Origin of the sequence: Mesorhizobium sp. B2-4-14, assembly GCF_006442155.1 — a bacterium.
GTDB lineage: Bacteria > Pseudomonadota > Alphaproteobacteria > Rhizobiales > Rhizobiaceae > Mesorhizobium.
Window position 1 is genome coordinate 1 of record NZ_VFVA01000059.1, and the last position, 21,922, is coordinate 21,922.

General features: G+C 64.1%; 25 protein-coding genes. 17 read left to right on the forward strand and 8 right to left on the reverse strand.

The genetic code is table 11. The annotated features are described in order from the left end of the window. Nucleotides 1-126 precede the first annotated feature (126 nt). Both rpmF and FJ938_RS28115 read right to left on the reverse strand, forming a co-directional pair. Nucleotides 127-309, reverse strand: a complete 183-nt coding sequence (gene rpmF / locus FJ938_RS28110; protein ID WP_008834724.1) for a 50S ribosomal protein L32 — start codon at nt 307-309, stop codon at nt 127-129. A 140-nt stretch (nt 310-449) separates the two neighbouring features. Continuing rightward, complete coding sequence (locus FJ938_RS28115) at nt 450-1,211, reverse strand: transglycosylase domain-containing protein (protein ID WP_140699680.1); 762 nt, start codon at nt 1,209-1,211, stop codon at nt 450-452. A 220-nt stretch (nt 1,212-1,431) separates the two neighbouring features. Between FJ938_RS28115 and FJ938_RS28120 the strand changes: the two genes are divergently transcribed. From FJ938_RS28120 to FJ938_RS28130, 3 genes are all read left to right on the forward strand, one after another. Further along, nucleotides 1,432-2,349, forward strand: coding sequence for a polyprenyl synthetase family protein (locus FJ938_RS28120; RefSeq protein ID WP_140699683.1), 918 nt, complete (start codon nt 1,432-1,434; stop codon nt 2,347-2,349). A 55-nt stretch (nt 2,350-2,404) separates the two neighbouring features. Then, on the forward strand, nt 2,405-3,160 hold the full coding sequence (locus FJ938_RS28125) for an SDR family oxidoreductase (RefSeq protein WP_140699686.1): 756 nt from the start codon (nt 2,405-2,407) through the stop codon (nt 3,158-3,160). Between the two features lie 99 nt (nt 3,161-3,259). Beyond that, complete coding sequence (locus tag FJ938_RS28130; RefSeq protein WP_140699689.1) at nt 3,260-5,596, forward strand: response regulator; 2,337 nt, start codon at nt 3,260-3,262, stop codon at nt 5,594-5,596. Between the two features lie 6 nt (nt 5,597-5,602). Here the strand turns inward: FJ938_RS28130 and FJ938_RS28135 are convergent, their stop codons facing one another. The 4 genes from FJ938_RS28135 to FJ938_RS28150 all read right to left on the reverse strand — a co-directional run bounded on the left by FJ938_RS28135 (nt 5,603) and on the right by FJ938_RS28150 (nt 9,169). After that, nucleotides 5,603-6,379 (reverse strand): Stf0 family sulfotransferase, encoded by a 777-nt coding sequence (locus FJ938_RS28135; protein WP_181169205.1) that lies wholly within the window; start codon nt 6,377-6,379, stop codon nt 5,603-5,605. Between the two features lie 173 nt (nt 6,380-6,552). Further along, nucleotides 6,553-7,407: a lytic transglycosylase domain-containing protein gene (locus FJ938_RS28140; RefSeq protein WP_140699699.1), complete on the reverse strand. Its 855-nt coding sequence runs from the start codon at nt 7,405-7,407 to the stop codon at nt 6,553-6,555. A gap of 5 nt (nt 7,408-7,412) precedes the next feature. Then, nucleotides 7,413-8,666: a flavodoxin-dependent (E)-4-hydroxy-3-methylbut-2-enyl-diphosphate synthase gene (ispG, locus tag FJ938_RS28145; protein WP_140699702.1), complete on the reverse strand. Its 1,254-nt coding sequence runs from the start codon at nt 8,664-8,666 to the stop codon at nt 7,413-7,415. A gap of 323 nt (nt 8,667-8,989) precedes the next feature. Next, nucleotides 8,990-9,169: a YdcH family protein gene (locus FJ938_RS28150; protein ID WP_140608175.1), complete on the reverse strand. Its 180-nt coding sequence runs from the start codon at nt 9,167-9,169 to the stop codon at nt 8,990-8,992. Between the two features lie 240 nt (nt 9,170-9,409). Between FJ938_RS28150 and FJ938_RS28155 the strand changes: the two genes are divergently transcribed. Continuing rightward, on the forward strand, nt 9,410-9,613 hold the full coding sequence (locus tag FJ938_RS28155; protein WP_140550905.1) for a YdcH family protein: 204 nt from the start codon (nt 9,410-9,412) through the stop codon (nt 9,611-9,613). 11 nt (nt 9,614-9,624) lie between these two features. Here FJ938_RS28155 and FJ938_RS28160 read toward each other — a convergent pair whose 3' ends face one another. Further along, on the reverse strand, nt 9,625-10,413 hold the full coding sequence (locus FJ938_RS28160) for an IclR family transcriptional regulator (RefSeq protein ID WP_140699705.1): 789 nt from the start codon (nt 10,411-10,413) through the stop codon (nt 9,625-9,627). Between the two features lie 169 nt (nt 10,414-10,582). Between FJ938_RS28160 and FJ938_RS28165 the strand changes: the two genes are divergently transcribed. From FJ938_RS28165 to FJ938_RS28210, 10 genes are all read left to right on the forward strand, one after another. Continuing rightward, nucleotides 10,583-11,413, forward strand: a complete 831-nt coding sequence (locus tag FJ938_RS28165) for a transporter substrate-binding domain-containing protein (protein WP_181169206.1) — start codon at nt 10,583-10,585, stop codon at nt 11,411-11,413. A 78-nt stretch (nt 11,414-11,491) separates the two neighbouring features. Next, nucleotides 11,492-12,157, forward strand: coding sequence for an amino acid ABC transporter permease (locus FJ938_RS28170; protein WP_140699711.1), 666 nt, complete (start codon nt 11,492-11,494; stop codon nt 12,155-12,157). Nucleotide 12,158: 1 nt separating this feature from the next. Next, on the forward strand, nt 12,159-12,809 hold the full coding sequence (locus FJ938_RS28175; RefSeq protein WP_140699714.1) for an amino acid ABC transporter permease: 651 nt from the start codon (nt 12,159-12,161) through the stop codon (nt 12,807-12,809). A gap of 4 nt (nt 12,810-12,813) precedes the next feature. Further along, the gene (locus tag FJ938_RS28180; RefSeq protein WP_140699716.1) at nt 12,814-13,608 is read left to right on the forward strand and encodes an amino acid ABC transporter ATP-binding protein; all 795 of its coding nucleotides are present in this window, start codon (nt 12,814-12,816) and stop codon (nt 13,606-13,608) included. Between the two features lie 69 nt (nt 13,609-13,677). Continuing rightward, the gene (locus FJ938_RS28185) at nt 13,678-14,139 is read left to right on the forward strand and encodes a RidA family protein (RefSeq protein ID WP_140608187.1); all 462 of its coding nucleotides are present in this window, start codon (nt 13,678-13,680) and stop codon (nt 14,137-14,139) included. A 23-nt stretch (nt 14,140-14,162) separates the two neighbouring features. Continuing rightward, nucleotides 14,163-15,368: an aminotransferase class V-fold PLP-dependent enzyme gene (locus FJ938_RS28190; RefSeq protein WP_140699719.1), complete on the forward strand. Its 1,206-nt coding sequence runs from the start codon at nt 14,163-14,165 to the stop codon at nt 15,366-15,368. A gap of 400 nt (nt 15,369-15,768) precedes the next feature. After that, nucleotides 15,769-16,308, forward strand: coding sequence for a sigma-70 family RNA polymerase sigma factor (locus FJ938_RS28195; RefSeq protein WP_140699722.1), 540 nt, complete (start codon nt 15,769-15,771; stop codon nt 16,306-16,308). Beyond that, nucleotides 16,305-17,216, forward strand: coding sequence for an anti-sigma factor (locus FJ938_RS28200; protein ID WP_140699725.1), 912 nt, complete (start codon nt 16,305-16,307; stop codon nt 17,214-17,216). Before FJ938_RS28195 ends, FJ938_RS28200 begins: the two co-directional genes overlap by 4 nt. 319 nt (nt 17,217-17,535) lie before the next feature. Beyond that, nucleotides 17,536-18,033 (forward strand): 5-(carboxyamino)imidazole ribonucleotide mutase, encoded by a 498-nt coding sequence (purE, locus tag FJ938_RS28205; RefSeq protein ID WP_140699728.1) that lies wholly within the window; start codon nt 17,536-17,538, stop codon nt 18,031-18,033. Further along, nucleotides 18,030-19,103, forward strand: a complete 1,074-nt coding sequence (locus tag FJ938_RS28210; RefSeq protein WP_140699731.1) for a 5-(carboxyamino)imidazole ribonucleotide synthase — start codon at nt 18,030-18,032, stop codon at nt 19,101-19,103. The genes purE and FJ938_RS28210 overlap by 4 nt, the downstream gene beginning before the upstream one ends. 44 nt (nt 19,104-19,147) lie before the next feature. On the opposite strand, the gene FJ938_RS28215 is transcribed toward FJ938_RS28210, so the two are convergent. Then, entirely contained in the window at nt 19,148-19,564 is a 417-nt protein-coding gene (locus tag FJ938_RS28215; RefSeq protein WP_140699733.1) for a lysozyme inhibitor LprI family protein, read from the reverse strand. A 242-nt stretch (nt 19,565-19,806) separates the two neighbouring features. Between FJ938_RS28215 and ykgO the strand changes: the two genes are divergently transcribed. From ykgO to FJ938_RS28230, 3 genes are all read left to right on the forward strand, one after another. Next, on the forward strand, nt 19,807-19,932 hold the full coding sequence (gene ykgO / locus FJ938_RS28220; RefSeq protein ID WP_006327841.1) for a type B 50S ribosomal protein L36: 126 nt from the start codon (nt 19,807-19,809) through the stop codon (nt 19,930-19,932). 110 nt (nt 19,933-20,042) lie between these two features. Beyond that, nucleotides 20,043-20,642 (forward strand): hypothetical protein, encoded by a 600-nt coding sequence (locus FJ938_RS28225; RefSeq protein WP_140699736.1) that lies wholly within the window; start codon nt 20,043-20,045, stop codon nt 20,640-20,642. 97 nt (nt 20,643-20,739) lie between these two features. Continuing rightward, nucleotides 20,740-21,807, forward strand: coding sequence for an alpha/beta hydrolase (locus tag FJ938_RS28230; RefSeq protein ID WP_140699739.1), 1,068 nt, complete (start codon nt 20,740-20,742; stop codon nt 21,805-21,807). Nucleotides 21,808-21,922: the final 115 nt, after the last annotated feature.

The following is a 21,922-nucleotide window of genomic DNA, read 5'->3' on the forward strand; positions in this document are numbered from 1 at the left end:
TTCAGGGGCGGGTCGCTTCAACATGACCCAGTGAATCAAAAACCCCCGGCAAATGCCAGGGGTTTGTCAGCAGTCTGGACCGGCCAGAGGCCGGTCTTTTGCAACTCAAACCTTAAAAAGCTGGTCTCAGCTTTCCTTGGGCGTCAGCACCTGGCGACCGCGATACATGCCGGTCTTCAGGTCGATGTGGTGCGGGCGGCGCATTTCGCCGGAATTCTTGTCCTCAACATAGGTCGGGGCCTTGAGGGCGTCGGCCGAGCGGCGCATGCCGCGCTTGGACGGAGAGGTTTTGCGTTTCGGAACGGCCATGGATATGCTCCACTACATGGTCAAAAGCCCCGCCCGCCCTCGTGAAAGGGCCATGTCGGGGCCTAAATCTGAGAAAGTCGGGTGCCTATACACGCCTGACATCGTTTTGGCCAGCACTGCGGTGAATTTTTTTGAGTCGGCTACTCGAGACAGCCGACATAAGCGCCGGAACGGCCGGCACGCCGCTCGATCAGATTGGCGAGTCTCCGAAGGCCCGGCCCCGGCTTTGCCGGATTGCGGGCGATCGGATTGGGCAAGGTGACGGCCAGCAGTGCCGCCTGCCGTCTGGACAACTGCTTTGCCGGAATGCCGAAATGATGCTGCGCCGCCGCCTCGATTCCATAGATGCCCGGCCCCCATTCGGCGATGTTGAGATAGATTTCCATGATGCGCCGTTTCGACATCACGGCGTCGAAATAGACGGCCAGCGGCAGTTCGACGACCTTGCGCACCGAGCCCAGCGGCCGCGACCACAGGAACAGGTTCTTCACCGTCTGCATGGTAATTGTCGAGGCCCCGCGCGTCGCCTCGCCAGCCAGCGCATCGTCGACGACGCCCCTGAGTTCGCCGAGATCGACACCGCGATGGAAGCAGAATTGTCCGTCCTCCGACATGATGACGGAATGGGCCAGCACTGGCGCCACATCGTCGATCGACACCCAGCGCCGGTCGTAGCCGGAGAAGGTCGCCAGGTCCTTCAGCATCAATGTCGAGACCGGATGCACGAAAGGTGGCAGATAGAGGAATGTCAGCACCGCCGGGATAAGCGCCAGCACGGCGGCCATGACAATGCCGCGCCGGACCCAGCGCCTGAGACTGCGGCGGTTTATGCCGCGCGATCTCGTCGCCATGTCCAGCTTTTCGGTTTCATGATCGACGATCGGTTCCGCCAAGCCGCCCAACCCGTGCTGTGGAGCGCGTCGCGAAATCGCTCCTGTCAGTCATTCGGCGGCGTTGTCGAGAACCGGAGCCGTACGTACAGTCGCGTACGTGAGCACCGGAAGCGCGGGAAACACCGTCAGATGACCGCAGGATCGGAGTTTCCCAACGGGCTCTTACCGCTCCGGCATAATGGCGCTTGGCTTCTTGCGCAACGTCTGAGTGTCGGCTACCGGTCCGGCCATGACGAATGACGACGAAATGGCGTTCGAAATGGCGCTCATCAGGCGGGCCGCCGCCGTCGAGGTACTGCTGCGGCGGTTGCTCGACGACCGACCGCTTTCGGGCGAGATCACGCGGCCCGATCGTCTGATGGCGGCGATGCGCCACGGCGTGCTGAACGGCGGCAAGCGGCTGCGCCCGTTTCTGGTCATGGAAAGCGCTGCCCTGTTTTCCGCCGATGGCGAAGCGGCGCTGCGCGTCGCGGCGGCCCTCGAAAGCGTTCACTGCTACTCGCTGATCCATGACGACCTGCCGGCGATGGACGACGATGACCTGCGCCGCGGCCAGCCGACCGTGCACAAGGCGTTCGACGAAGCGACAGCCATCCTGGCCGGCGATGCCTTGCTGACACTGGCCTTCGATATCCTTGCCAGCGAGGCGACCATGCTGCCGGCCGAACGGCGGGTGGCGTTGGTGCTGGCGCTGACCCGCGCCGCCGGTGCCGGCGGCATGGTCGGTGGCCAGAAGCTCGACCTTGAAGCCGAACGGACGCCGCCGGACGAGGCCGGCATCATAAGGCTGCAGGCGATGAAGACCGGGGCGCTGATCCGCTTCGCTTGCGAGGCGGGTGCCATCATCGCCGGCGCTTCGGCGGAAGACCGTGAGCGACTGGCCGAATTCGGCTCGGCGATTGGTCTTGCCTTCCAGCTTGCCGACGACCTGCTCGACCTGACGGCCGACGTCAAGCAGATGGGCAAGGCGACCGGCAAAGACGCCGCCGCCGGCAAGGGAACGCTGGTGGCGCTGCACGGCGCCGACTGGGCACGCGGCCAGCTGCACGGCCTTGTCGGCCAGGCGCACGCGCTGCTCGAACCCTATGGCTACAAGGCGGCCCTGCTGAGGCAAGCCGCGACCTTCGTGGCAATGCGCAACAGCTGACGGCGGCTTCGATATTGGTGGTGCGTGGCAAGAGCCAAGTGGGAGATCAGCTTCGATGTCATCCAATCTGTTCGATCTCAGCGGACGCCGTGCGCTCGTAACCGGCTCCTCGCAAGGCATCGGGTTCGCCTTGGCCAAAGGCCTGGCGCAAGCCGGCGCGAGCGTGATCCTCAACGGCCGTGACCCGGCAAAGCTCAACGCGGCGGCCACGCGGATTCCGGGGGCGGAAACACTCGCCTTCGACGCGACCGATCATGGCGCGGTCCGCTCCGCGATCGACAATTTCGAGCTCTCCGGCGAGCCGATCGACATATTGGTAAACAATGCCGGCATGCAGTTCCGCGCGCCGCTCGAGGATTTTCCCGAAGATGCGTTCGAGCGCCTGCTGCAGACCAACATTGCCAGCGTCTTCCATGTCGGCCAGGCGGTCGCCCGCCATATGATCAGGCGGGGCCGCGGCAAGATCATCAACATCGCCTCGGTGCAGACAGCACTGGCCCGCCCCGGCATCGCGCCCTACACGGCAACGAAGGGCGCGGTCGGCAACCTGACCAAGGGCATGGCGACCGACTGGGCCAGACACGGCCTGCAGTGCAACGCCATTGCGCCCGGCTATTTCGATACGCCGCTCAACGCGGCCCTCGTCGCCGATCCAGCCTTCAGCGCCTGGCTCGAAAAGCGCACGCCGGCCGGCCGCTGGGGCAAGGTGGAAGAGTTGGTTGGGGCCTGTGTGTTCCTCGCCTCCGATGCCTCGTCCTTCGTCAACGGCCATATCCTCTATGTCGATGGCGGCATCACCGCATCGATCTGATCCGCGGCACAGGGAACCTGCACTCGCGCCAACGAAATCTTAATGTAAATGAAGCGTAATCCCGGTCGTTAAAATAATGCGTATGTGTTGGGGTTGCGCATGCCGGAATATTCTTCCTTCATCCGGTTTGTCCGGATTCGTTATCTTTCAGGATTGCTGATTTTCGCGCTCGCTTCCACGGCCATCATGGTTGCGCTCGACCGTGTCAATGCCTTTCGCCACGACGTCGATGCGCTGAGCAGCAATCTCGTCATCTTCACCCGCGACCTGCGCAACGCGACCAGCTTCGCCGAGACCACCGGCTCCGCCTGGCGCAACGAAACGCGCGATGCGCTGACTGCTTCGGCGCGCGCGCATTCCGAACGCCTGACCGGCGAGATCGACACACTGACCGCCCAGCTCGCCGCGATCCGCCCGCGCCTGTCGGCCAAGACCGTCAACGAACTCGAAGCCTCCTCGGTCAACGGCGACCTGTTCTGGTCGCCGCGCGACATGGTGCGCAATCTCAATCTGATGTCGGTGGCACAGAAGGCGGATGAATGGAGCTATCGGGAAATCCGCAACCAGAACGACCTGTTTGTCCAGCCGATGCTGGTGCGGGTCCGTACCGCATTGGACGAAGAGCGCCATCTGGCCGACGCTTCCAGCGACAGGCTGCTTTTGTGGGCGAGCGGCCTGTTGTTCGGCGTCCTGGCCATCGTCGCCTTCTGGATCTTCCGGCCTATGGAACAGGCGATCCGCCGCGCCTTCGCCCAATCGGCCGAATCCCTGTTCAAGGCCGAGGCCGCCGACCGCGCCAAGTCCGAATTCCTGGCCAATATGAGCCACGAGATCCGCACGCCGATGAACGGTGTGCTCGGCATGGCCGAATTGCTGGCCAAGACCGAATTGACCCCGCGCCAGAAGACCTTCACCGACGTTATCGTCAAATCCGGCAATGCGCTGCTCACCATCATCAACGATATCCTCGATTTCTCCAAGATCAATGCCGGACAGCTGACGCTTGATCCCGCCCCTTTCCGTCTCTCCGAAGCGGTCGAGGATGTCGCGACACTGGTCTCGGCGCGCGTCGCCGAGAAGAACCTCGAGCTGATCGTACGCGTCGACCCGCGCCTGCCGGCCTATGTCGTCGGCGACGCCGGCCGCTTCCGCCAGATCGTCACCAATCTGGTCGGCAATGCGGTGAAGTTCACCGAAAAGGGCCATGTGCTGATCGATGTCGGCGGCGAAACCGTCAACGACGTCGTCCAACTCAAGCTGCGCGTCGAGGACACCGGCATCGGCATCCCGGCCGAGAAACTGCAGAACGTGTTCGAGAAATTCGCCCAGGTCGATGGCTCCTCGACCCGCCGTCACGAAGGCACCGGCCTTGGGCTTGCCATCGCCGCACGCCTCATCGATCTGATGGCCGGCAAGATCGGTGTCGAGAGCGAGATCGGACGAGGCTCCGTCTTCTGGTTCGCCGTGCCGCTGCCCGTGCACCGTGCCGAGGCGCGCGACGCGATCGTGCCGGTCGACGTCACCGGCGCGCGTGTGCTGGTCATCGACGACAATCCGGTCAACCGCGAGATCCTGCTCGAGCAGCTCAGAAGCTGGAGCTTTGACTGCGCCGCCGCTGAAAGCGGCGCCGTGGGGCTGGCCTTCCTCGATCGCGCCTGCCAGTTGGGCGCCAGCGTCGACTGCATCATCCTCGACTACCAGATGCCTGGTATGAACGGAGCCGACGTCGCCCGGGCCATAGCCGCCGACAGCCGACTGTCGGCCATCCCGATCGTCATCCTGACCTCGGTCGACCAGGTCGATTTCGGCAAGATGATCATCGACTTCGGTATTGCCGCGCACCTGACCAAGCCGGCGCGCTCGGCGGTGCTGCTCGGCACGGTCATTTCGGTCATCCAGAAGGCCCGCTCGCAGGTCGGCAAGGCGCAATTCGTTCGCGAACCGGTCCAGCCACCGCCGGCGGCTCCGCCTGCCTTCACGGTCATCCGGGGGCCAGCCGTGCCGGTCGTGACAACGCCGGAATCGACCGTCACGCCGAACGGCCCGATAGACATCCTCATTGCCGAGGACAATGACGTGAACCAACTGGTGTTCGGCCAGATCCTCAATGGGCTCGGCCTGAGCTACCGCATTGCCGGCAACGGCCGCACGGCGGTCGAGATGTACAGGTCGCTGCATCCGAAACTGATCCTGATGGATGTCTCGATGCCCGAGATGAACGGTTACGAGGCAACCCGCGCCATCCGCGCGATCGAGGCTTCATCGGGCGGCCGCATCCCGATCGTCGGCGTCACCGCGCATGCGCTGAAGGGCGATCGCGACAAGTGCATCGAGGCCGGCATGGACGACTATCTGCCCAAGCCGGTCTCGCCCGATCGCCTCGGCACCAAGATCGGCACATGGCTCAGTGAAACAGTGGTGGCCAAAACCGCCTGAAGCGCATCATTGCGTCAGGCGAGATGCGTCCGAATGGAAGCGGCGCATCCAGTCCAGGCTTGTCTCGTCGGCGAGCTTTGCGACACCGGGCCTGACATCCTCGGCATTGGGGGCTCGAACGCCCAAGGCTTCGCAGATGCCCAGCAATGCCGCGGCCGGGTCGGCGGAAAGGCGTTCGTAGCCAACCCGCAGCGGCGTGATGCCTTGCTCCGCGAACCACCTGTTCCAGGCTCGATCATAGGCCTCCAACTCGGTGAACTCAGCCTTGATGCGCTGAAAGTCATACTGCGGTTGCCCCGGAAGCCCGACTCTCTCGATCTCGGTCCCATCGGGAGCGACGTGCCAAAGGCCGGTTTGCCGTGCCTTCACCAGGGAGACAGCTTGCGCGAGCTTGTTCTCGCGCGACAAATGTATGTAGAGAACACGGCCAAAGGCCATTTCGAAACGCGCTCTGTCCGACGCAAGCCCGGGGAAAATCTGGTCGAGTATGGCTGAAAGCTCGTCCAGGTTTTCACGCATCAGGCGCAGGCCGAAGACATCCGTCCCGCCCTTGCCGGCCCCGCCCTTGCCGGCAATGATAGCCGCGTTGAGATAGGCGACGTTGAATTCAAGCTCGCCCATCGTGTCGCGACCGGGCAGCTTCCAATCCTCGGCCCACTCCGACACATCCTGCCGCCGGTAGAAGGAGTGAGGATCGCCGGCTGTCCCGGTGGATGCCAGGAGCTTGCACAGCAACGTGCTGCCGGTTCTCGGCGTACCGCAGATGATGTATGCCTCGAACATCCCGCTGCCCTTGTCCTCATCGCAGGCAGGGCAACCCCGGCCAATCCACGTCCCTGTAGGCGAAATTGTTGCCGGATGCGAAGGGCGCATTACAGCGGGATGAGCAGGCTGGTGTCGACTTCCAGAGGATGTCCGGGAATTCGACTACCTATAGTTGGGCCGCTACAGTGTCATTACCGGTTGCGCACCACCACGCAGGCGCCGCCGACGCTCTGCAATTTCTGGCAGATGACATTGGCGACGGCACGGTCGTCCACCCCGATCCTGACGGCATAGATGCCGCGCCGGCCCATCGGCGTGCGCACCCGGCTGACCACCGGATCATGGCTGGCAAGCAGGGCCGGAAACCGGCTTCTCACGCGCAGCCACTGGTTGATCGCGGCGCCGCGGCGAAAATTGCCGGCCACCTGGATGCCCCAGGGCTTCACGTTGATCGAGGCCATCGCCACGGTCCGCGACATGATCACCGGCAGCTTGCGGCAGGCGACGGCGAAATCCGTCTTGGCGTCGAGCGGCTCGACCTTTCCGCCATAGGCACGGTCGGAGAACTTGTCGACCGGTTCGCCCATGATGTCGAAGACATAGCTCTCGGTCTCCATCGGCAGGAAGCCGCCCGAAGCCAGCCAGCGCGACACCCGGTTTTCGCCGGCATTGTAAGCGGCGGCGGCGAGGCCAAGATTGCCATAGCTGGTTTTCATTTCAGCCAGGTACTTCGCCGACGCCGGGATCGCCTGGGTGATGTCGAAGGAATTTTCGAGCCCCCGCATCTTGGCCGTGCCCGGCATGAACTGGGCGATGCCCTCGGCGCCGACCGGGCTGACGGCGTTAGGATCGAAACGGCTTTCCTTCCAGATCAGCCGGGCGAAGAAATCCCTGGGCAGGCCGTTCTGGTCGGCATAGGCCTGGATCAGATTGCAGACCCTGTCGATCAATCTCTGCTTGGCCGATTGCGGCGGGTCGGCCTGAACAAGCGCCGGCCAGCCCAGCGCACATGACAGGATCAGCGTCGCCCAGGGGAAACGCTGCATTGGACTTACTCTGCCGCGGCCTTGCCGCCGCGACCGAACCGCTGCTCGATATAGTCGGCGACCATTTTCTCGAAATCCGCCGCGATCGAAGGGCCGCGCAGCGTCGCCGCCTTCTTGCCGTCGACGAAGACGGGCGCCGTCGGCGTCTCGCCGGTGCCGGGCAGCGAAATGCCGATATCGGCATGCTTGGATTCACCTGGCCCGTTGACGATACAGCCCATCACCGCGACTTTGAGGTTCTCGACGCCAGGATATTTCTCGCGCCACACCGGCATGTTCTTGCGCAGGTCCGCCTGGATGTTCTGCGCCAGTTCCTGGAACACGGTGGAAGTCGTGCGGCCGCAGCCGGGACAAGCCGCGACGATCGGCACGAACTGCCGGAAACCCATGGTCTGCAGCAATTCCTGCGAAACCTGCACCTCGCGCGTGCGGTCGCCATTGGGCTCCGGTGTCAGCGAGATGCGGATGGTGTCGCCGATCCCTTGCTGCAGGAGAATGCCCATGGCGGCGGACGAGGCGACGATACCTTTCGAGCCCATGCCGGCTTCGGTGAGCCCCAGATGCAGCGCATGGTTGGAGCGGGTAGCGAGTTCCGTGTAGACGGCGATCAAATCCTGCACGCCGCTGACCTTGGCCGACAGGATGATCTTCTCTCGGGCAAGGCCGATCTCTTCGGCCATCTCGGCCGACAGGATCGCCGACTGCACGATCGCCTCGCGCGTTACCTCCTGCGCCGTCAACCGGAAACCTTTGTCCTGGTTGTCGTCCATCAGCCGCGTCAACAGATCCTGGTCGAGCGAGCCCCAGTTGACGCCGATACGCACCGGCTTGTCGTGCTTGATCGCCATTTCGACGATCGCCGCGAACTGCCGGTCCTTCTTGTCCTTGAAGCCGACATTACCGGGGTTGATGCGGTATTTGGCCAGCGCCTCGGCGCAGGCCGGATGATCGGCCAGAAGCTTGTGGCCGATATAGTGGAAATCGCCGACCAGCGGCACATCGATGCCGAGGCGCTGAAGCCGCTCATGAATATGCGGCACGGCGGCGGCGCTCTCGTCGCGGTCGACGGTAATGCGCACGATCTCGGAGCCGGCACGGTGCAGCGCCGCCACCTGCGCCACCGTCTGGTCGACATCGGCCGTGTCGGTATTGGTCATCGACTGCACGACAACGGGCGCGCCGCCGCCGACGACCACGCCGCCGACGTCGACGCCGACCGAGGTGCGGCGGGGGAAGGGAAAGGAAAAATATCCGGTCATGCCGGCAGCCTTTTGTCTCTGAAGCGCCATGCACCCACGTGGACGCATAGGGCGCTCCGGGCCTATACGCTGAAGTCCGGGCATGAGGTGGAGGAGCAAAGATCGCTTGTCAATGGCGATAGGTCGCCACTGGCAGCAATTGAGCCTCGCGACGGACCTGAAAACAGGGCGCGACCCAGCGCGGCCGAGACATGGAAAGTAAAAGTATCTGAGAGGATATCGGCTACCGGCTTGTAGCGCAGCGCTCAAAGCTCACCAGGCCGGCGGCTTTTACCGCCGGCAAGCAAGACCGCAAGAGGTGAGCGGCTATATCAGGTGAGGGTTCAATGCGTGGTCGGTTGCGCCCTTAGTTTCTCAATCGCATCCTTGATTGCCAGCTTGCGTCGCTTGAGATTCACGATTTCGAGGTCGTCCACCGACGGGTGGTTCATCGCGTCATCGATTTCACGTTCAATGTCGCCGTGTTTCCGCTGCAACTCATCAAGATGGGATGCAAGAGACATGATTGGTTCTCCCTTTCATGGTTTCCTCGATTGCAGCCGTCAAAGGCACGTCCACCGCAGGTCGCTTCTGTGACGGCACGGTGACACTGTGCCACCTTCGGACAGCGATGTCGAATGATCCGTGGTAGCATTCCACGACAATGTGAAATGTGGTATGGGCTGCGCGCCGGTGGCAGAAATTTGCCGCCCCCGCCCAATCAGGCCCAGTTTTGGGCGCCGCAGACGTGCAGACGGTAAAGAATGTCCGATCAGGAACAGGCCGATATTCGCCTTGAATTTTCCCGGCTGAAGCAGGAACACGCCGATTTCGACGCGGCGATCAACGCGATGATCGCCATGAATTGCGACCCGCTGCAGATCCAGCGCATGAAAAAAAAGAAGCTGGCACTGAAAGACCGGCTCATGAAGCTGGAAGACAAGATCATTCCCGACATCATCGCTTGAGGCGCCTTCGCCTATCCGGCGATCGAGAGCCTGGCCGCGCGGTCGCGCAGCAGGCCGACGAGGCTGCCGGTCCGCTCCTGCGACGTATCGATGGGGACCACCAGGCACATCGTCGCCTCGACCTTGCCTGGCGCTGAAAAGACCGGCACGGCAAGACATTTGGTGTAGGCATCGACCAGACCCGAGGTCACGCAGTAGCCGGTGACGCGCGCCTTGGCGATGTCGGCGATAAAATCGTCGAGCCGCAACTTGCGGCCGTCGGGCAGCACGAGATCCTCTTCCGATACCATGCCTTCGATCGCGGGCCTCTCCAGCCCCGCTAGAAGCAGCCGACCGGACGCGGTCCAGGGCAGCGGTATCTGCAGGCCAGTGGCCGAGCTGATGCGGAACGGCCTGCTGCCCGGGCTTGAATGGACGATGGTGTAGCGGCCGCTCTGCAGCATGCACAATTCCGAGGTCTCGCCCGTCTCGCGTGACAGATTGTCGACCTCCTGGCGCCCGCGCCGCAGCAGGTCGTTGCCGCGCACATAATCCATTCCATAGAGATAGAGCTTCTTGCCGAAATAGACGCGGTTGCCGTCGCCGGCCATTTCCAGCAGGCCGGCATCGACCAGCGACCGCACCAGCGTGTAGGTCGTCGAGCGGGGTGCGTTCACCCCCTTGGCAAGATCGCCGATGCCGATCGCCCTCTGCGTCGTGTGCAGAAACTCCAGAATCTCGAGCACCCGGTTGAGGCCCTTTTCACGAGAGCCCGAGATCTTCTCGCTGTCTGAAACAGCCAAGGCACTGCCATCTTGCATTGTCGATTCCTGGTGTTAGTATCTGTCTTGTACAGGATACATGCGTCTCTTGTAAGAGACAATCGGAATGATCGCTGTCGCGTGTATGACCTGTGCGTAGGGGAACACAACACGAAGGGAGGTCGCCGTGAACGACACATCCGGAAGACGTGATTTTCTAAAATTGGGAATGGCGGGACTTGCGACGGCCGGCGTGCTGGCAACCGTCGATGCCCAGAAGGCCGCCGCCCAGGCCGCATCCGAAAGCCTGCTGCGCACCGTTCTAGACCGCGGCAAGCTCATCGTCGGCACCGGCAGCACCAACGCGCCCTGGCATTTCGAGAACGACGCCGGCGAACTGGTCGGCATGGACATCACCATGGGGCGGATTCTGGCCAAGGGGCTTTTCGACGACCCGACCAAGGTCGAGTTCGTCATGCAGGATCCGGCGCAGCGCATTCCCAACGTCACCACCAACAAGGTGGACATCACCATCCAGTTCATGACGATGACGGCGCAGCGCTCGCAGCTGATCAACTTCACCAGGCCATACTATGTCGAGGGCGTTGCGCTGCTGACGCTTCCCAGCGCCGAGAACAAGACCTTCGACAAACTGCTTGCCGGCGGTTCGGCGACGCGCATTTCCATCCTGCAGAATGTCGACGCGGAGGCCTCTGTCCACTTTGCCTTGCCGCAGGCGCAGGTGATGCAGATCGACACCCAGGCCAACGTGCTGCAGGCGCTGGAATCCAAACGGGTCGACGCCGCCGCGGTCGATCTCTCCACCGTGCGCTGGCTCGCCTCGCGCAATCCGGACAAATATTTCGATGCCGGCAAGAGCTGGTATTCGATGCTCTATGGCGCCGCGGTCCGGCAAGGCGATCTGGACTGGCTGACCTTCGTCGACCAGACCTTCACCATCGCCATGTTCGGCCATGAGACGGCTCTATACGACGCCGCCTTCAAGCAGTATTTCGGCCAGGAGCCGCCGCCGCGCCACCCCGGCTTCCCGGTCATCTGATCCAGCAGGCGGAAGGGGCGGCATTCGGCACCCTTTCCGCCTGGCTTCTTCCGACGCCCTTCACACCGAGGCGGACGCATGGGCTATGCCCTCAACTTCAACCTGATCTGGCGGCACTTCGACAAGCTGTGGGGCGGCCTGCTGCTCAGCCTCGAGCTTGCCGTCATCTCGATCGCCATCGGCATCGTCATCGGGCTGGTGCTGGCGGTCTGGTATGTCTCGGCCGGGCGCGTCGTGCGTGCGACGATCGCCGCCTATGTCGAATTCATCCGCAACGTGCCGCTGATCCTGCTCGTCTATCTCGTCTTCTACGGCCTGCCGACCGTGGTGGACCTCGCCTACAGCGCGCCGACCTCGTTTGTCCTGACGCTGTCGGTCTATAGCGGCGCCTATCTGGTCGAGGTGTTTCGCTCGGGCCTCGAGGCTGTTCCACGTGGCCAACTCGATGCCGGCAAGGCCATCGGCCTGACGCCCTGGCAAAGGCTGCTCCACGTGCGCCTGCCGACCATGCTGCGCATCACGCTGCCGGCGCTCTCCAACACCTTCATCTCGCTGTTCAAGGACACTTCGATCGCCTCGGTCATCTCGGTGCCGGAACTCACCTACGGCGCCCAGTGGATCAACTTCAACACTTTCCGCATTGTCGAGGTCTACCTGGTCACCACGGCAATGTATCTGGTGACCGGCTATGCGCTGCTTTTCGCGCTCAGGCTCGTCGAGCGCCGGTTCAGGGCGGCGCGCTGACATGCTGAGCCAGATCCTCTACGCCCTGCCCTTCCTCGCCCAAGGATTCGCCGTGACCCTGTGGGTGTCGCTGCTGGTCGTGGTGCTCTCGCTCATCGCCGGCGTCCTGCTCGGCGTCGGCCTGGTCTATGGCCCTGCCCCGTTGCGCTGGGCGGTGCGCATCTTCTCCGATACGATCCGCGGCATCCCGATCCTGGTGCTGATGTTCTTCGTCTATTACGGCCTGCCGGCGATCGGGCTTCATCTGCCGTCCTTCTGGGCCGCGGTGCTGGCGCTCACTCTGTTCAAGACGGCGCAGGTGGTGGAATATGTGCGCGGCGCCGTCGCCTCCATTCCCAAGGGCCAGTCGGAAGCGGCGATGGCCATCGGGCTGACCTTCCCCCAGCGGCTCACCTCGGTCATCTTTCCGCAGGCCTTCAGGCGCTTCCTGCCGCCCTGGATTAACGGCGTCACTGACGCGGTCAAGGGCAGCGCGCTGGTCTCGCTGCTCGGCATCACCGACCTGATGCAGGCCATCAACCAGGTCATCGGCCGCACCTATGAGGCGATGCCGCTCTATATACTGGGCGCGCTCATCTACTTCACGGTCAATTACGCGCTTTCGCTCGCCAGTCGGCGGCTCGAGCGGCGCTTTGCCTTCATCCGGGAATAACACCATGTCCGACGCCACAAACACCAGTCCCGCGCTGCTCGACGTTCGCGATGTCTGTAAGGCCTTCGGCGCCGTGGAGGTTCTGCGCTCCGTCAGTCTTCAGGTGAAGCGCGGCGAGGTGGTGACGGTCATCGGCCCCTCGGGCAGCGGCAAGACCACGCTGCTGCGCTCCGTCAACTTCCTCGAAAGCTACGACAGCGGCTCGATCCGCATCGACGGCAGGGAGGTCGGCTATCGGGAGGCTGGAACACGCCAGCGCCGCAGCGAACGCGACCTTGCCGCCATGCGCGCCGAAACCGGCATGGTGTTCCAGAGCTTCAACCTGTTTCCGCACCTGACGGCGGCCGGCAACATCATGCTTGGGCTCACCAAGGTGCGCGGAAAGAGCCAGTCCGAGGCGCGCAAGGCCGCCGAACACTGGCTCGGCCGCGTCGGCCTCGCCCACAAGGCCGACAGCCTGCCGGCGGAGCTGTCCGGCGGCCAGCAGCAGCGTGTCGGCATCGCGCGCGCCGTGGCGATGGAGCCGAAGATCCTGTTGCTCGACGAGATCACCTCCGCCCTCGACCCCGAACTGGTCGGCGAGGTGCTGGCCGTCGTGCGCAGCCTTGCCGAGGACGGCATGACCATGCTGATGGTGACGCACGAAATGGCCTTTGCCCGCGACGCTTCGAGCCGCATCGTCTTCATGGCCGATGGCGGCGTCAGCGCCGTCGGCCCGCCGAAAGAGATCCTCGCGGCGGAGACCAGCAACGAACGCCTCCGCACCTTCCTGGCGCGCTTCCGCGCCTCGCATTTCTGACATTGGACGGCCGACGCCGCTCATTTTTGAATATCGGATGGCTGAAGCCAACCAAGGGAGCCTTCTTCCATGACGCCTTATACCCGGCTTGCCGAACTCGGCCTGACGCTGCCCGAGCCGCCGATCCCCATAGCCAATTTCGTCACCCATGCCGAGAGCGGCCGGCTGATCTTCCTGTCCGGCCAAGGGCCGCTGCGCGCCGACGGCACGCTCTGCACCGGCAAGGTCGGCGAGGATGTGAGCGTCGAGCAGGCGTATGAACATGCCCGCCTGACCGGGCTCAATCTGCTTGCGGTCATGCATGCCGCCGCCGGCGATCTCGGCCGTATCGTGCGCGTCGTCAAGCTGCTCGGCTTCGTCAACGCGACGCCGACCTTCAGCGACCACCCGAAGGTGATGAATGGCTGTTCGGACCTGTTCGCCGATGTCTTCGACAAGGTCGGCGGCCACGCGCGCTCGGCGATCGGCGTCGGCTCGCTGCCTGGAAACATCACTGTCGAAATCGAGGCGGTCGTCGAGATCGCCGCCTGACCTGCCACACGGGATCTACTCACATGAAGACCTATTCCGACACCGGCTCCAACACCACCATCCGCGAACGGCTCGGCTTGCGGCCGATCATCAATGTTTCCGGCACCATGACCGCTCTCGGCGCATCCATCATCGTTCCCGAGGCGATCAGCGCCATGGCCGAAATCGCCTCGCAATGGGTGGAGATGGACGATCTGCAGCGTGCCGCGAGCACGGTTGTCGCACGCCTCACCGGCGGCGAGGCCGGTTTCATCACCGCCTGCTGCGCCAGCGGCATCACCATGGCGATCGCCGGCGCGATGACGGGAACCAGCCTGCTCGCCATCGAGCGCCTGCCCGACGACACCGGCGAGCTCAAATCGGAGGTCGTCATCCAGCTAGGCCACATCGTCAATTACGGCGCGCCGATCGACCAGTCGGTCCGCGTGGCCGGCGCCAAGGTGGTGCCTGCCGGCACTGTCAGCGTGACGCAGGACTATCACGTGCGCGAGGCGATCAACGACCACACCGCGGCGGGTCTTTACGTCGTTGCGCATCACACGGTGCAGTACGGCATGCTCTCGCTGGAGGAGTTCTGCGAGATTTGCCACGCCAGGGGCGTGCCGGTGATCGTCGATGCCGCTTCCGAATACGACCTGCGCGGTTTCCTGGCACGCGGCGCCGACATCGTCATCTACAGCGGCCACAAATTCCTGAGCGGGCCGACCAGCGGCATCGTCACCGGCCGCAAGGACCTCGTGCGTGCCGCCTATCTGCAGAACCGCGGCGTCGCGCGCGCCATGAAGGTCGGCAAGGAAAGCATAGCCGGCACCATGGCGGCGCTGGAAGCCTGGGAGAAGCGCGATCACGCCGGTATCCGCCGGCGCGAGGAAGCCGCGCTCACCCTCTGGAAGGGCGCTTTGCAGGGCATACCGGGCATATCGGCCGAGATCATCCCCGACCCGACCGCCAATCCGCTCGATCGCCTGCAGGTCTTCGTGCGGCCGGAAAGCCGCTTCACCGCCGCCGGCCTAGCCTCGGCGCTGGCCGCTGGCTCGCCGCCGATCAACGTGCGCAACCACGAGGTCGAACGCGGCCATTTCTTCCTCGACCCCTGCAACCTTCATCCCGGCGAAGCCGACATCGTCGCCGAACAGCTACGGGCCATACTGACCGCGAAGGATCGTCCCGCCGATGCGATGAAAGCCGCCCGCAAGGATTCATCAGGCGCTTTGCGCTGGCCGGATTGACTGCCAGACACCCGTCACCGGTAAAATTTATCGGCTGCACAGGTTGATCACGCGACCGTGAACCGACGGCGGGAATAAATTGGGACCGCGACAAGTCTCCTCGGCATGCGCCAGTGCTGGCGCTGAGGAGATCGGCATGGCCCATCATCGCGCGGACGGCGGCAAATATGGTCGCGGCTTCAGCCGCCGCATACACTGGCGCGCATGAACGTCACCGCTCTTTCCGTCATGGCGCCCTGCCTTCCCATAGCGCTTGGTGATACAGATGAATTCACTTTCACCGCAGCAGGCGGCGTTGCCTGTTTCGGCGGGTTTTGTCCGCACAGGCAGGACGAGATCGCCGTCCTTGCTTGAAAGCGCACGGCCTGTTCCTCCCGGAGTGTCGGATCATGGTGCTGCTTTGAGCGAGAGGGCCCTGGCAGAACGCTTCAACGAGGTGGTGCTGCCGCATCTCGGCGACGCGCTGGCGCTTGCCAGATGGCTGACCGGCAACGCCGCCGATGCCGAGGATGTCGTGCAGGACGCCTGTATCAAGGCGCATGCCGGCATATCAGGCTATGCCGGCGGCAACGCCCGCGCCTGGCTGCTGACCATCGTGCGCAACACCTCCTACACCTGGATGTCGCGCAACCGGCCGCGCGCCATTATGGCCGTCGGCGACCTCGGCGATCTCGACGACATGGCGGCGGCCCATGGCACCAGCCTGCCGGACGAGGATGGCCCGGAGGCGAGCCTGATCGCCAGGGCCGACACGGCCGCACTAGAAGCGGCGATCGCGGCGCTGCCGCAGCCATTTCGCGAAACGCTGGTGTTGCGCGACATCAACGGCCTCAGCTACCGCGAGATATCGGCCATGCTCGACGTGCCGATGGGCACGGTGATGTCCAGGCTGGCGCGCGCCCGCGGCCTGCTTGCGTCCGACCTGGGGAGAGCGCCATGACCAGCCATGACGATGGACTGCCCAATGATCCCGAAGGTATCAGGCTTATGATCCACGCCCTTGTTGACGGAGAACTCGATGCCGCGGCCGCCCTTGCCGTGGAGCGCCGCATCGCCGCCGACCCCCGGCTTGCCGCCGAACATGCCCGTATCGTTGCCTTGCGCGCCACGGTCAGTCGTTTGCCGCGCCCCGACGTCAGCGAGGCCTTCCGGGCCCGTATCGCGGCGATCGGCATGGCAGCCACCGAACAGCAGGAGCAAGCCGAGGCGACAGAGCCACAGCAGCGCGCACCGTTGGCGCCGCCGGGATCGATTGTGGGCGCCGGCGCGGGCCAGAGACGGGAAGCCGGGACACGCCCGTCCCAGACGCGGTCGTCGCCGGGGGTACGCCGCTTCGGCTCGTTCGACTGGCGCGCTCTTGCCGCGTCTATCATGATCAGCGCCGTGCTGGCCAGTGGAGCCACGCAATGGGTGATGCAGAGCGGCGCGGATGACGGCTTTGCCGCGGCCGTCGCCAGCGGCCATCGCCGCAGCCTGCTTGCCGCCAGCCCGACCGACATCGTCTCGTCCGATCGCCATACGGTCAAGCCGTGGCTCGATGCCCGCATCGGCGTGTCGCCGCCGGCGCCGGACCTTGCCCAGGACGGCTACGCGCTGATCGGAGGTCGGGTCGAGGTGATATCAGGCCGGCCGGTGCCGGCACTGGTCTACCGCCACCGCGAGCACCTGATCACGCTGGTCGCCGAACCGCAGCAGCGCGGCAGCGTGACCCAGCCCAACGACCTTTCCTCGGGCGGCTTCTCGATGGTGCAATGGAGCGACGGCGCCTTCTCCTACTGGGCGATCTCCGACATGGAGCGGCCGGAACTCGACGACTTCGTCGCCCGTTTCCGCAAGGCGGCGGTATGACCCAGTTTCAGGAAAACGGCCCAAACGATCCTTGTGGACGCGAGCATTCGCGCCGCCGACGGCTGGGAAGACCGGCGGTCGCTGGTTCGGTCGCCTGAACAGGAGCTGCCCATTCGGGCAAGAAACGCCGCGCGGCGCGCAGTCCTCGCCGGCAGCTATTTCATCCGGTTATTCTCGTTTGCCGGCCTATGAGGCTCTCGCCAGACACTTGATGAAGTAACATCGGCGCGGGTTTGCCGGGACGCGGCCAACGCTGCTCATCCTTGCCGTCGCCGCCGAATTCCGCTAATGCGCGCCTTTGTCGCCGGGGAGCAGAAGCTTGGACGATCAACGCGCCGACGTCGCCATCATCATGGGCAGCCAGTCCGACTGGGCGACCATGCGCCAGGCTGCTGAAACGCTGGAAGCGCTGGGCGTCCCGCACAAACGGCTGATCATCTCGGCACACCGGACCCCCGACCGGCTCTATGACTTCGCCAAGGGCGCAAAGGCCGCCGGCTACAAGGTGATCATCGCCGGCGCCGGCGGCGCCGCCCACCTGCCCGGCATGACAGCCGCCATGACGCCGCTGCCGGTATTCGGCGTGCCGGTGGAATCGAAGGCGCTGTCGGGGCAGGATTCGCTGCTCTCGATCGTCCAGATGCCGGCCGGCGTTCCGGTGGGAACACTGGCCATCGGCAAGGCGGGGGCTGCCAATGCCGCCCTGCTGGCAGCCGCCGTGCTGGCGTTGAACGACGACAAGCTCGCCCAGCGGCTCGATGCCTGGCGCGCCTCGCAGACCGCCAAGGTCGCGGCTGAGCCCACGGATACGCCATGAGCCTGCCCGCCGGATCGACCATCGGCATCATCGGCGGCGGCCAGCTCGGCCGCATGCTGGCGATGGCGGCCGCCCGTCTCGGCTACCGCACGGTGGTCCTGGAGTCGCAGCCGGATTGCCCGGCCGCCCAGGTCGCCAACCGGCAGATAACGGCCGCCTATGACGATCCGGCCGCCCTTGCCGAACTGGCGGCGGCAAGTTCCGTCGTCACCTATGAGTTCGAGAATGTTCCGGTTGCCGCGGCACAAGCGCTCGCCGCCAGGGTCGCGGTCTATCCGCCGGCACGCGCGCTGGACGTGGCGCAAGACCGTGTGAGCGAGAAAACATTCCTGAATGGCATCGGCATTGCCACCGCCGATTTCCGGCGGGTCGACACTGACGACGAATTGACGGCGGCGCTGAAGGCATTCGGCGGCAGCGGCATCCTGAAGACCCGGCGCATGGGCTATGACGGCAAGGGCCAGCGCGTCTTCCGCAACATGGAAGCCGGCGGCTTCGCCGGCACCTGCGAGGCGATGGGCAATGTGCCGCTGATCCTGGAAAGCTTCGTGCCGTTCGAGCGCGAGATCTCGGTGATCGCGGCGCGCGGGCTGGACGGCACGGTCGCCGCCTATGATCCGGCCGAGAATGTGCACCGCAACGGCATTCTCCACACATCGACTTTGCCGGCTGCCGTCATGCCCAAAACGGCTGAGGCAGCACAGGCAGCGGCGGCGAAGATCGTGTCGGCGCTCGACTATGTCGGCGTTATCGGCGTCGAATTCTTCGTGCTTGCGGACGGTTCGCTGCTCGCCAACGAGATCGCGCCGCGTGTGCACAATTCCGGCCATTGGACCGAAACCGCCTGCATCGTTTCGCAGTTCGAGCAGCACATCCGCGCCGTTGCCGGCTTGCCGCTCGGCAGCCCGGAGCGCCATTTTGATTGCGTGATGGAAAACCTGATCGGCGACGACGTGCTGCGCGTCCCAGCCCTGCTCGCCGAGCCCGGCCTGATGCTGCATCTCTACGGCAAGGCGGAGGCAAGGCCCGGCCGCAAGATGGGTCATTTCACCCGGATCGGCCGCCGGTAAAGCCGCTCACGCACGCCCTGCAATGGCTGCCCAAGAACGGCAAACTACTCCACCTCGTCGCTGTCGTCGGGACTGGCGCAGCTCGCATCGCCCTCCTGGCAATTGGCCGAGGCGGCGAGCTGCTTGATGCGCTCGTTGGTCAGCCTGGTCAGGCATTGCGAAACCTCCAGCGCATGGATGGACCCGCCTTGGCTGGCGGCGGTGGTATGCGCGCATTCGGCGTCGCGGAAGGCGATCCAGGCGCGCTGTGCCGCCTGCAGCAATCTCTTGTCATCGGCATCGTCGGAGCCGATCAGGTCCTGATAAGCCTTGTTGAGCCTGGCGTCGGCCGCCTGGTAGTCCTCGCCGGCACAGATGTTCATCATCTGCTGGCTGTCGTCGGAGCGGTCGCATTCCTGGGCGCGGACGGCTGCGGTCGCCGCCAGGACGATCAGGCAGGCATACAGGAATGTTCGGCGCATGCTCGTCCCCAAATCATTTCAAATCTGCGGCATCATTCCAGCCGGCCCGGAACCGTGCAATGCCGCAGGGCCGACATGGCGGATATTTGATGATATTGGGATGCGCGGCATGCTTGCGGTTGACTCACGGTTGACATGGGCAAGCCTCCTCGTTTATGAGCCACCCACCGTTCAAAAGGCGCGTCTTCTGGCGCGCCTTAAAATTTCGACCCGGGACCGGGTCCACATCGACAGGCAAGACCATGAAGATCAAGAATTCGCTCAAGGCGCTGAAGGCGCGTCACCGCGACAACCAGCTGGTTCGCCGCAAGGGCCGCGTCTATATCATCAACAAGACCGCCCCGCGCTACAAGGCGCGCCAGGGCTGAGCTTTCGGCTGGAGGCTGACCGCCTCCGCCATTGATGCTTGTCGGCCTGCCGACCGTTCTCACGCAAAAATCACTTTGATGTTCCGCCGCCCGAGGACTAGAGTCGGGCGATGCGGATTCTTTTTGCATTTCTGATCGCGTTGCCTGTTTCTTTGTCCGTGCCCGCCTTGGCGGACGATCAGGCCACCGCACCGGCGGCCCCGGAAGCTCCGGCCGCGCCGCTGACGAAACAGGCCCGGCTTGACAAGCTGTTCGCCGACCTCAAGCGCGAGCGCAATGAAAAGGCCGCCGAACGCATCGCCGGCAATATCTGGAACGAATGGTTCCACTCCGGCAGCGCTTCGATCGACCTGATGATGCAGTGGTCGCAAAAGGCGATCGAGAACCAGAAATTCGACGTCGCGCTCGATTTCCTCGACCAGGTGGTGACCTTGCAGCCGACCTATGCCGAAGGCTGGAACCGGCGCGCCACGGTGCATTTCATGATGAAGAACTACAGCAAGTCGATGTCCGACATCGATCATACGCTGCAGTTGGAGCCCCGCCATTTCGGCGCGCTTGCGGGCCTGGCGCAGATCATGGCTTTGACCGGCCATAAGCAATCGGCGCTCGAAGCCTGGCAGAGGGTGCTAGCCATTTATCCGATGATGCGCAGCGCCCAGGACCAGGTCGCCACCCTTTCGGAAGAGCTCGCCGGCGAAGGAATTTGACTAGGCGGTAGGGAATGGGGATTAGGCAGTAAGCTGAGATGCCCTTTCCCCTACTGCCTACTGCCTGTGTCTCAAGAACCCCACCCCGTAATCCCCCATGAACCTTCTCTACGCCGCCTTCGCCTTCCTTCTGGCGCTTGTCTTCGGCCTTGTCGGCGTCACCCGGATCGGCTCGTGGCTGATCGAGCGCCGTAATCCGTCCATCGGTGAATTCGCCGACATCGGCGGTGCCCGCATTCACTATGTCCATATCCCCGCTGCTGTCGGTGCGGACCTACCGCCGGTCGTCTTCATCCATGGCGCCAGCGCCAATCTCTGGGATCAGATGCTGCCGCTCCGGCCGCTGCTGGAAGGCCGCGCCGAAATGCTGTTCTTCGACCGGCCGGGATTCGGCTGGTCCGGGCGCGGACCGGGCACCAATGAAGACCCGTCGGCGCAGGCCAATACCCTCGCCGCGCTGATGGATCTTCTGCGCATCCGCAAGGCAATCATCGTCGGCCATTCCTTCGGCGGCGTGGTGACATCGGCTTTCGGCCGCGAACATCCCGATAAGACGCTCGGTCTCGTCTTCCTGGCGCCGGCGACCCATCCGTGGCCGGGCGGCGCGACATCTTGGTACTACGACCTGACCATGCTTCCGGTGATCGGCCGGCTGTTCTCCGAAACGCTGACCTATCCCGCCGGAACAGTGCGGATCGCCGATGCCACGACCTGCGTCTTCTCGCCGAACAAGGTGCCGGACGACTATATCGACAAAGCGTCGATCCCGCTGGTGCTGCGGCCGGCAGCCTTCCGCGCCAATGCCAGCGATGTTGCCGGGCTCTACCGCTATGCGCTCGGCGCCGCGCCACGCTACAACGAGATCAAGGCGCCGACCGTGGTCATCTCCGGCGACCGGGACAAGGTCGCCTACGCTCACATCCATTCCGTCGGCCTGGTGCGCGACATCGCCGGCGCCGAACTCGTCTGGGTGGGCAATCTCGGCCACAAGCCGGACTGGATCGCCCCTGACCTCGTCGTCGGCGCCATCGAAAAGGTCGCCGGCAAGGACATCGATCTTGACGCGATGGCCAGGGTAGTGGAAAGGCGGATCGCCGGCGACAGCTACGGGGTGGGCCGATGTGCCGATATCAAGCTGCCGGAGACCGAGCTTGCACCGACCTGAGGCGGGAAGATGCCACCTCAGGCAGGCTGCGCCACAAGTTAGAGCATCGGGCGATTAACATGCAACGTAGCCTGCCTGTTTGAGATAGTTCCAGCATTCGGTTGGATCGAACATG

Bases quoted from the DNA above. Each gene is read 5' to 3' on its own strand.
- rpmF (WP_008834724.1), bottom strand. From the start codon at position 309: ATGGCCGTTCCGAAACGCAAAACCTCTCCGTCCAAGCGCGGCATGCGC.
- FJ938_RS28120 (WP_140699683.1), top strand. From the start codon at position 1,432: ATGACGAATGACGACGAAATGGCGTTCGAAATGGCGCTCATCAGGCGG.
- FJ938_RS28125 (WP_140699686.1), top strand. From the start codon at position 2,405: ATGTCATCCAATCTGTTCGATCTCAGCGGACGCCGTGCGCTCGTAACC.
- FJ938_RS28130 (WP_140699689.1), top strand. From the start codon at position 3,260: ATGCCGGAATATTCTTCCTTCATCCGGTTTGTCCGGATTCGTTATCTT.
- FJ938_RS28135 (WP_181169205.1), bottom strand. From the start codon at position 6,379: ATGTTCGAGGCATACATCATCTGCGGTACGCCGAGAACCGGCAGCACG.
- FJ938_RS28140 (WP_140699699.1), bottom strand. From the start codon at position 7,407: ATGCAGCGTTTCCCCTGGGCGACGCTGATCCTGTCATGTGCGCTGGGC.
- ispG (WP_140699702.1), bottom strand. From the start codon at position 8,666: ATGACCGGATATTTTTCCTTTCCCTTCCCCCGCCGCACCTCGGTCGGC.
- FJ938_RS28150 (WP_140608175.1), bottom strand. From the start codon at position 9,169: ATGTCTCTTGCATCCCATCTTGATGAGTTGCAGCGGAAACACGGCGAC.
- FJ938_RS28155 (WP_140550905.1), top strand. From the start codon at position 9,410: ATGTCCGATCAGGAACAGGCCGATATTCGCCTTGAATTTTCCCGGCTG.
- FJ938_RS28160 (WP_140699705.1), bottom strand. From the start codon at position 10,413: ATGCAAGATGGCAGTGCCTTGGCTGTTTCAGACAGCGAGAAGATCTCG.
- FJ938_RS28165 (WP_181169206.1), top strand. From the start codon at position 10,583: ATGGCGGGACTTGCGACGGCCGGCGTGCTGGCAACCGTCGATGCCCAG.
- FJ938_RS28170 (WP_140699711.1), top strand. From the start codon at position 11,492: ATGGGCTATGCCCTCAACTTCAACCTGATCTGGCGGCACTTCGACAAG.
- FJ938_RS28175 (WP_140699714.1), top strand. From the start codon at position 12,159: ATGCTGAGCCAGATCCTCTACGCCCTGCCCTTCCTCGCCCAAGGATTC.
- FJ938_RS28180 (WP_140699716.1), top strand. From the start codon at position 12,814: ATGTCCGACGCCACAAACACCAGTCCCGCGCTGCTCGACGTTCGCGAT.
- FJ938_RS28185 (WP_140608187.1), top strand. From the start codon at position 13,678: ATGACGCCTTATACCCGGCTTGCCGAACTCGGCCTGACGCTGCCCGAG.
- FJ938_RS28190 (WP_140699719.1), top strand. From the start codon at position 14,163: ATGAAGACCTATTCCGACACCGGCTCCAACACCACCATCCGCGAACGG.
- FJ938_RS28200 (WP_140699725.1), top strand. From the start codon at position 16,305: ATGACCAGCCATGACGATGGACTGCCCAATGATCCCGAAGGTATCAGG.
- FJ938_RS28210 (WP_140699731.1), top strand. From the start codon at position 18,030: ATGAGCCTGCCCGCCGGATCGACCATCGGCATCATCGGCGGCGGCCAG.
- FJ938_RS28215 (WP_140699733.1), bottom strand. From the start codon at position 19,564: ATGCGCCGAACATTCCTGTATGCCTGCCTGATCGTCCTGGCGGCGACC.
- ykgO (WP_006327841.1), top strand. From the start codon at position 19,807: ATGAAGATCAAGAATTCGCTCAAGGCGCTGAAGGCGCGTCACCGCGAC.
- FJ938_RS28225 (WP_140699736.1), top strand. From the start codon at position 20,043: ATGCGGATTCTTTTTGCATTTCTGATCGCGTTGCCTGTTTCTTTGTCC.
- FJ938_RS28230 (WP_140699739.1), top strand. From the start codon at position 20,740: ATGAACCTTCTCTACGCCGCCTTCGCCTTCCTTCTGGCGCTTGTCTTC.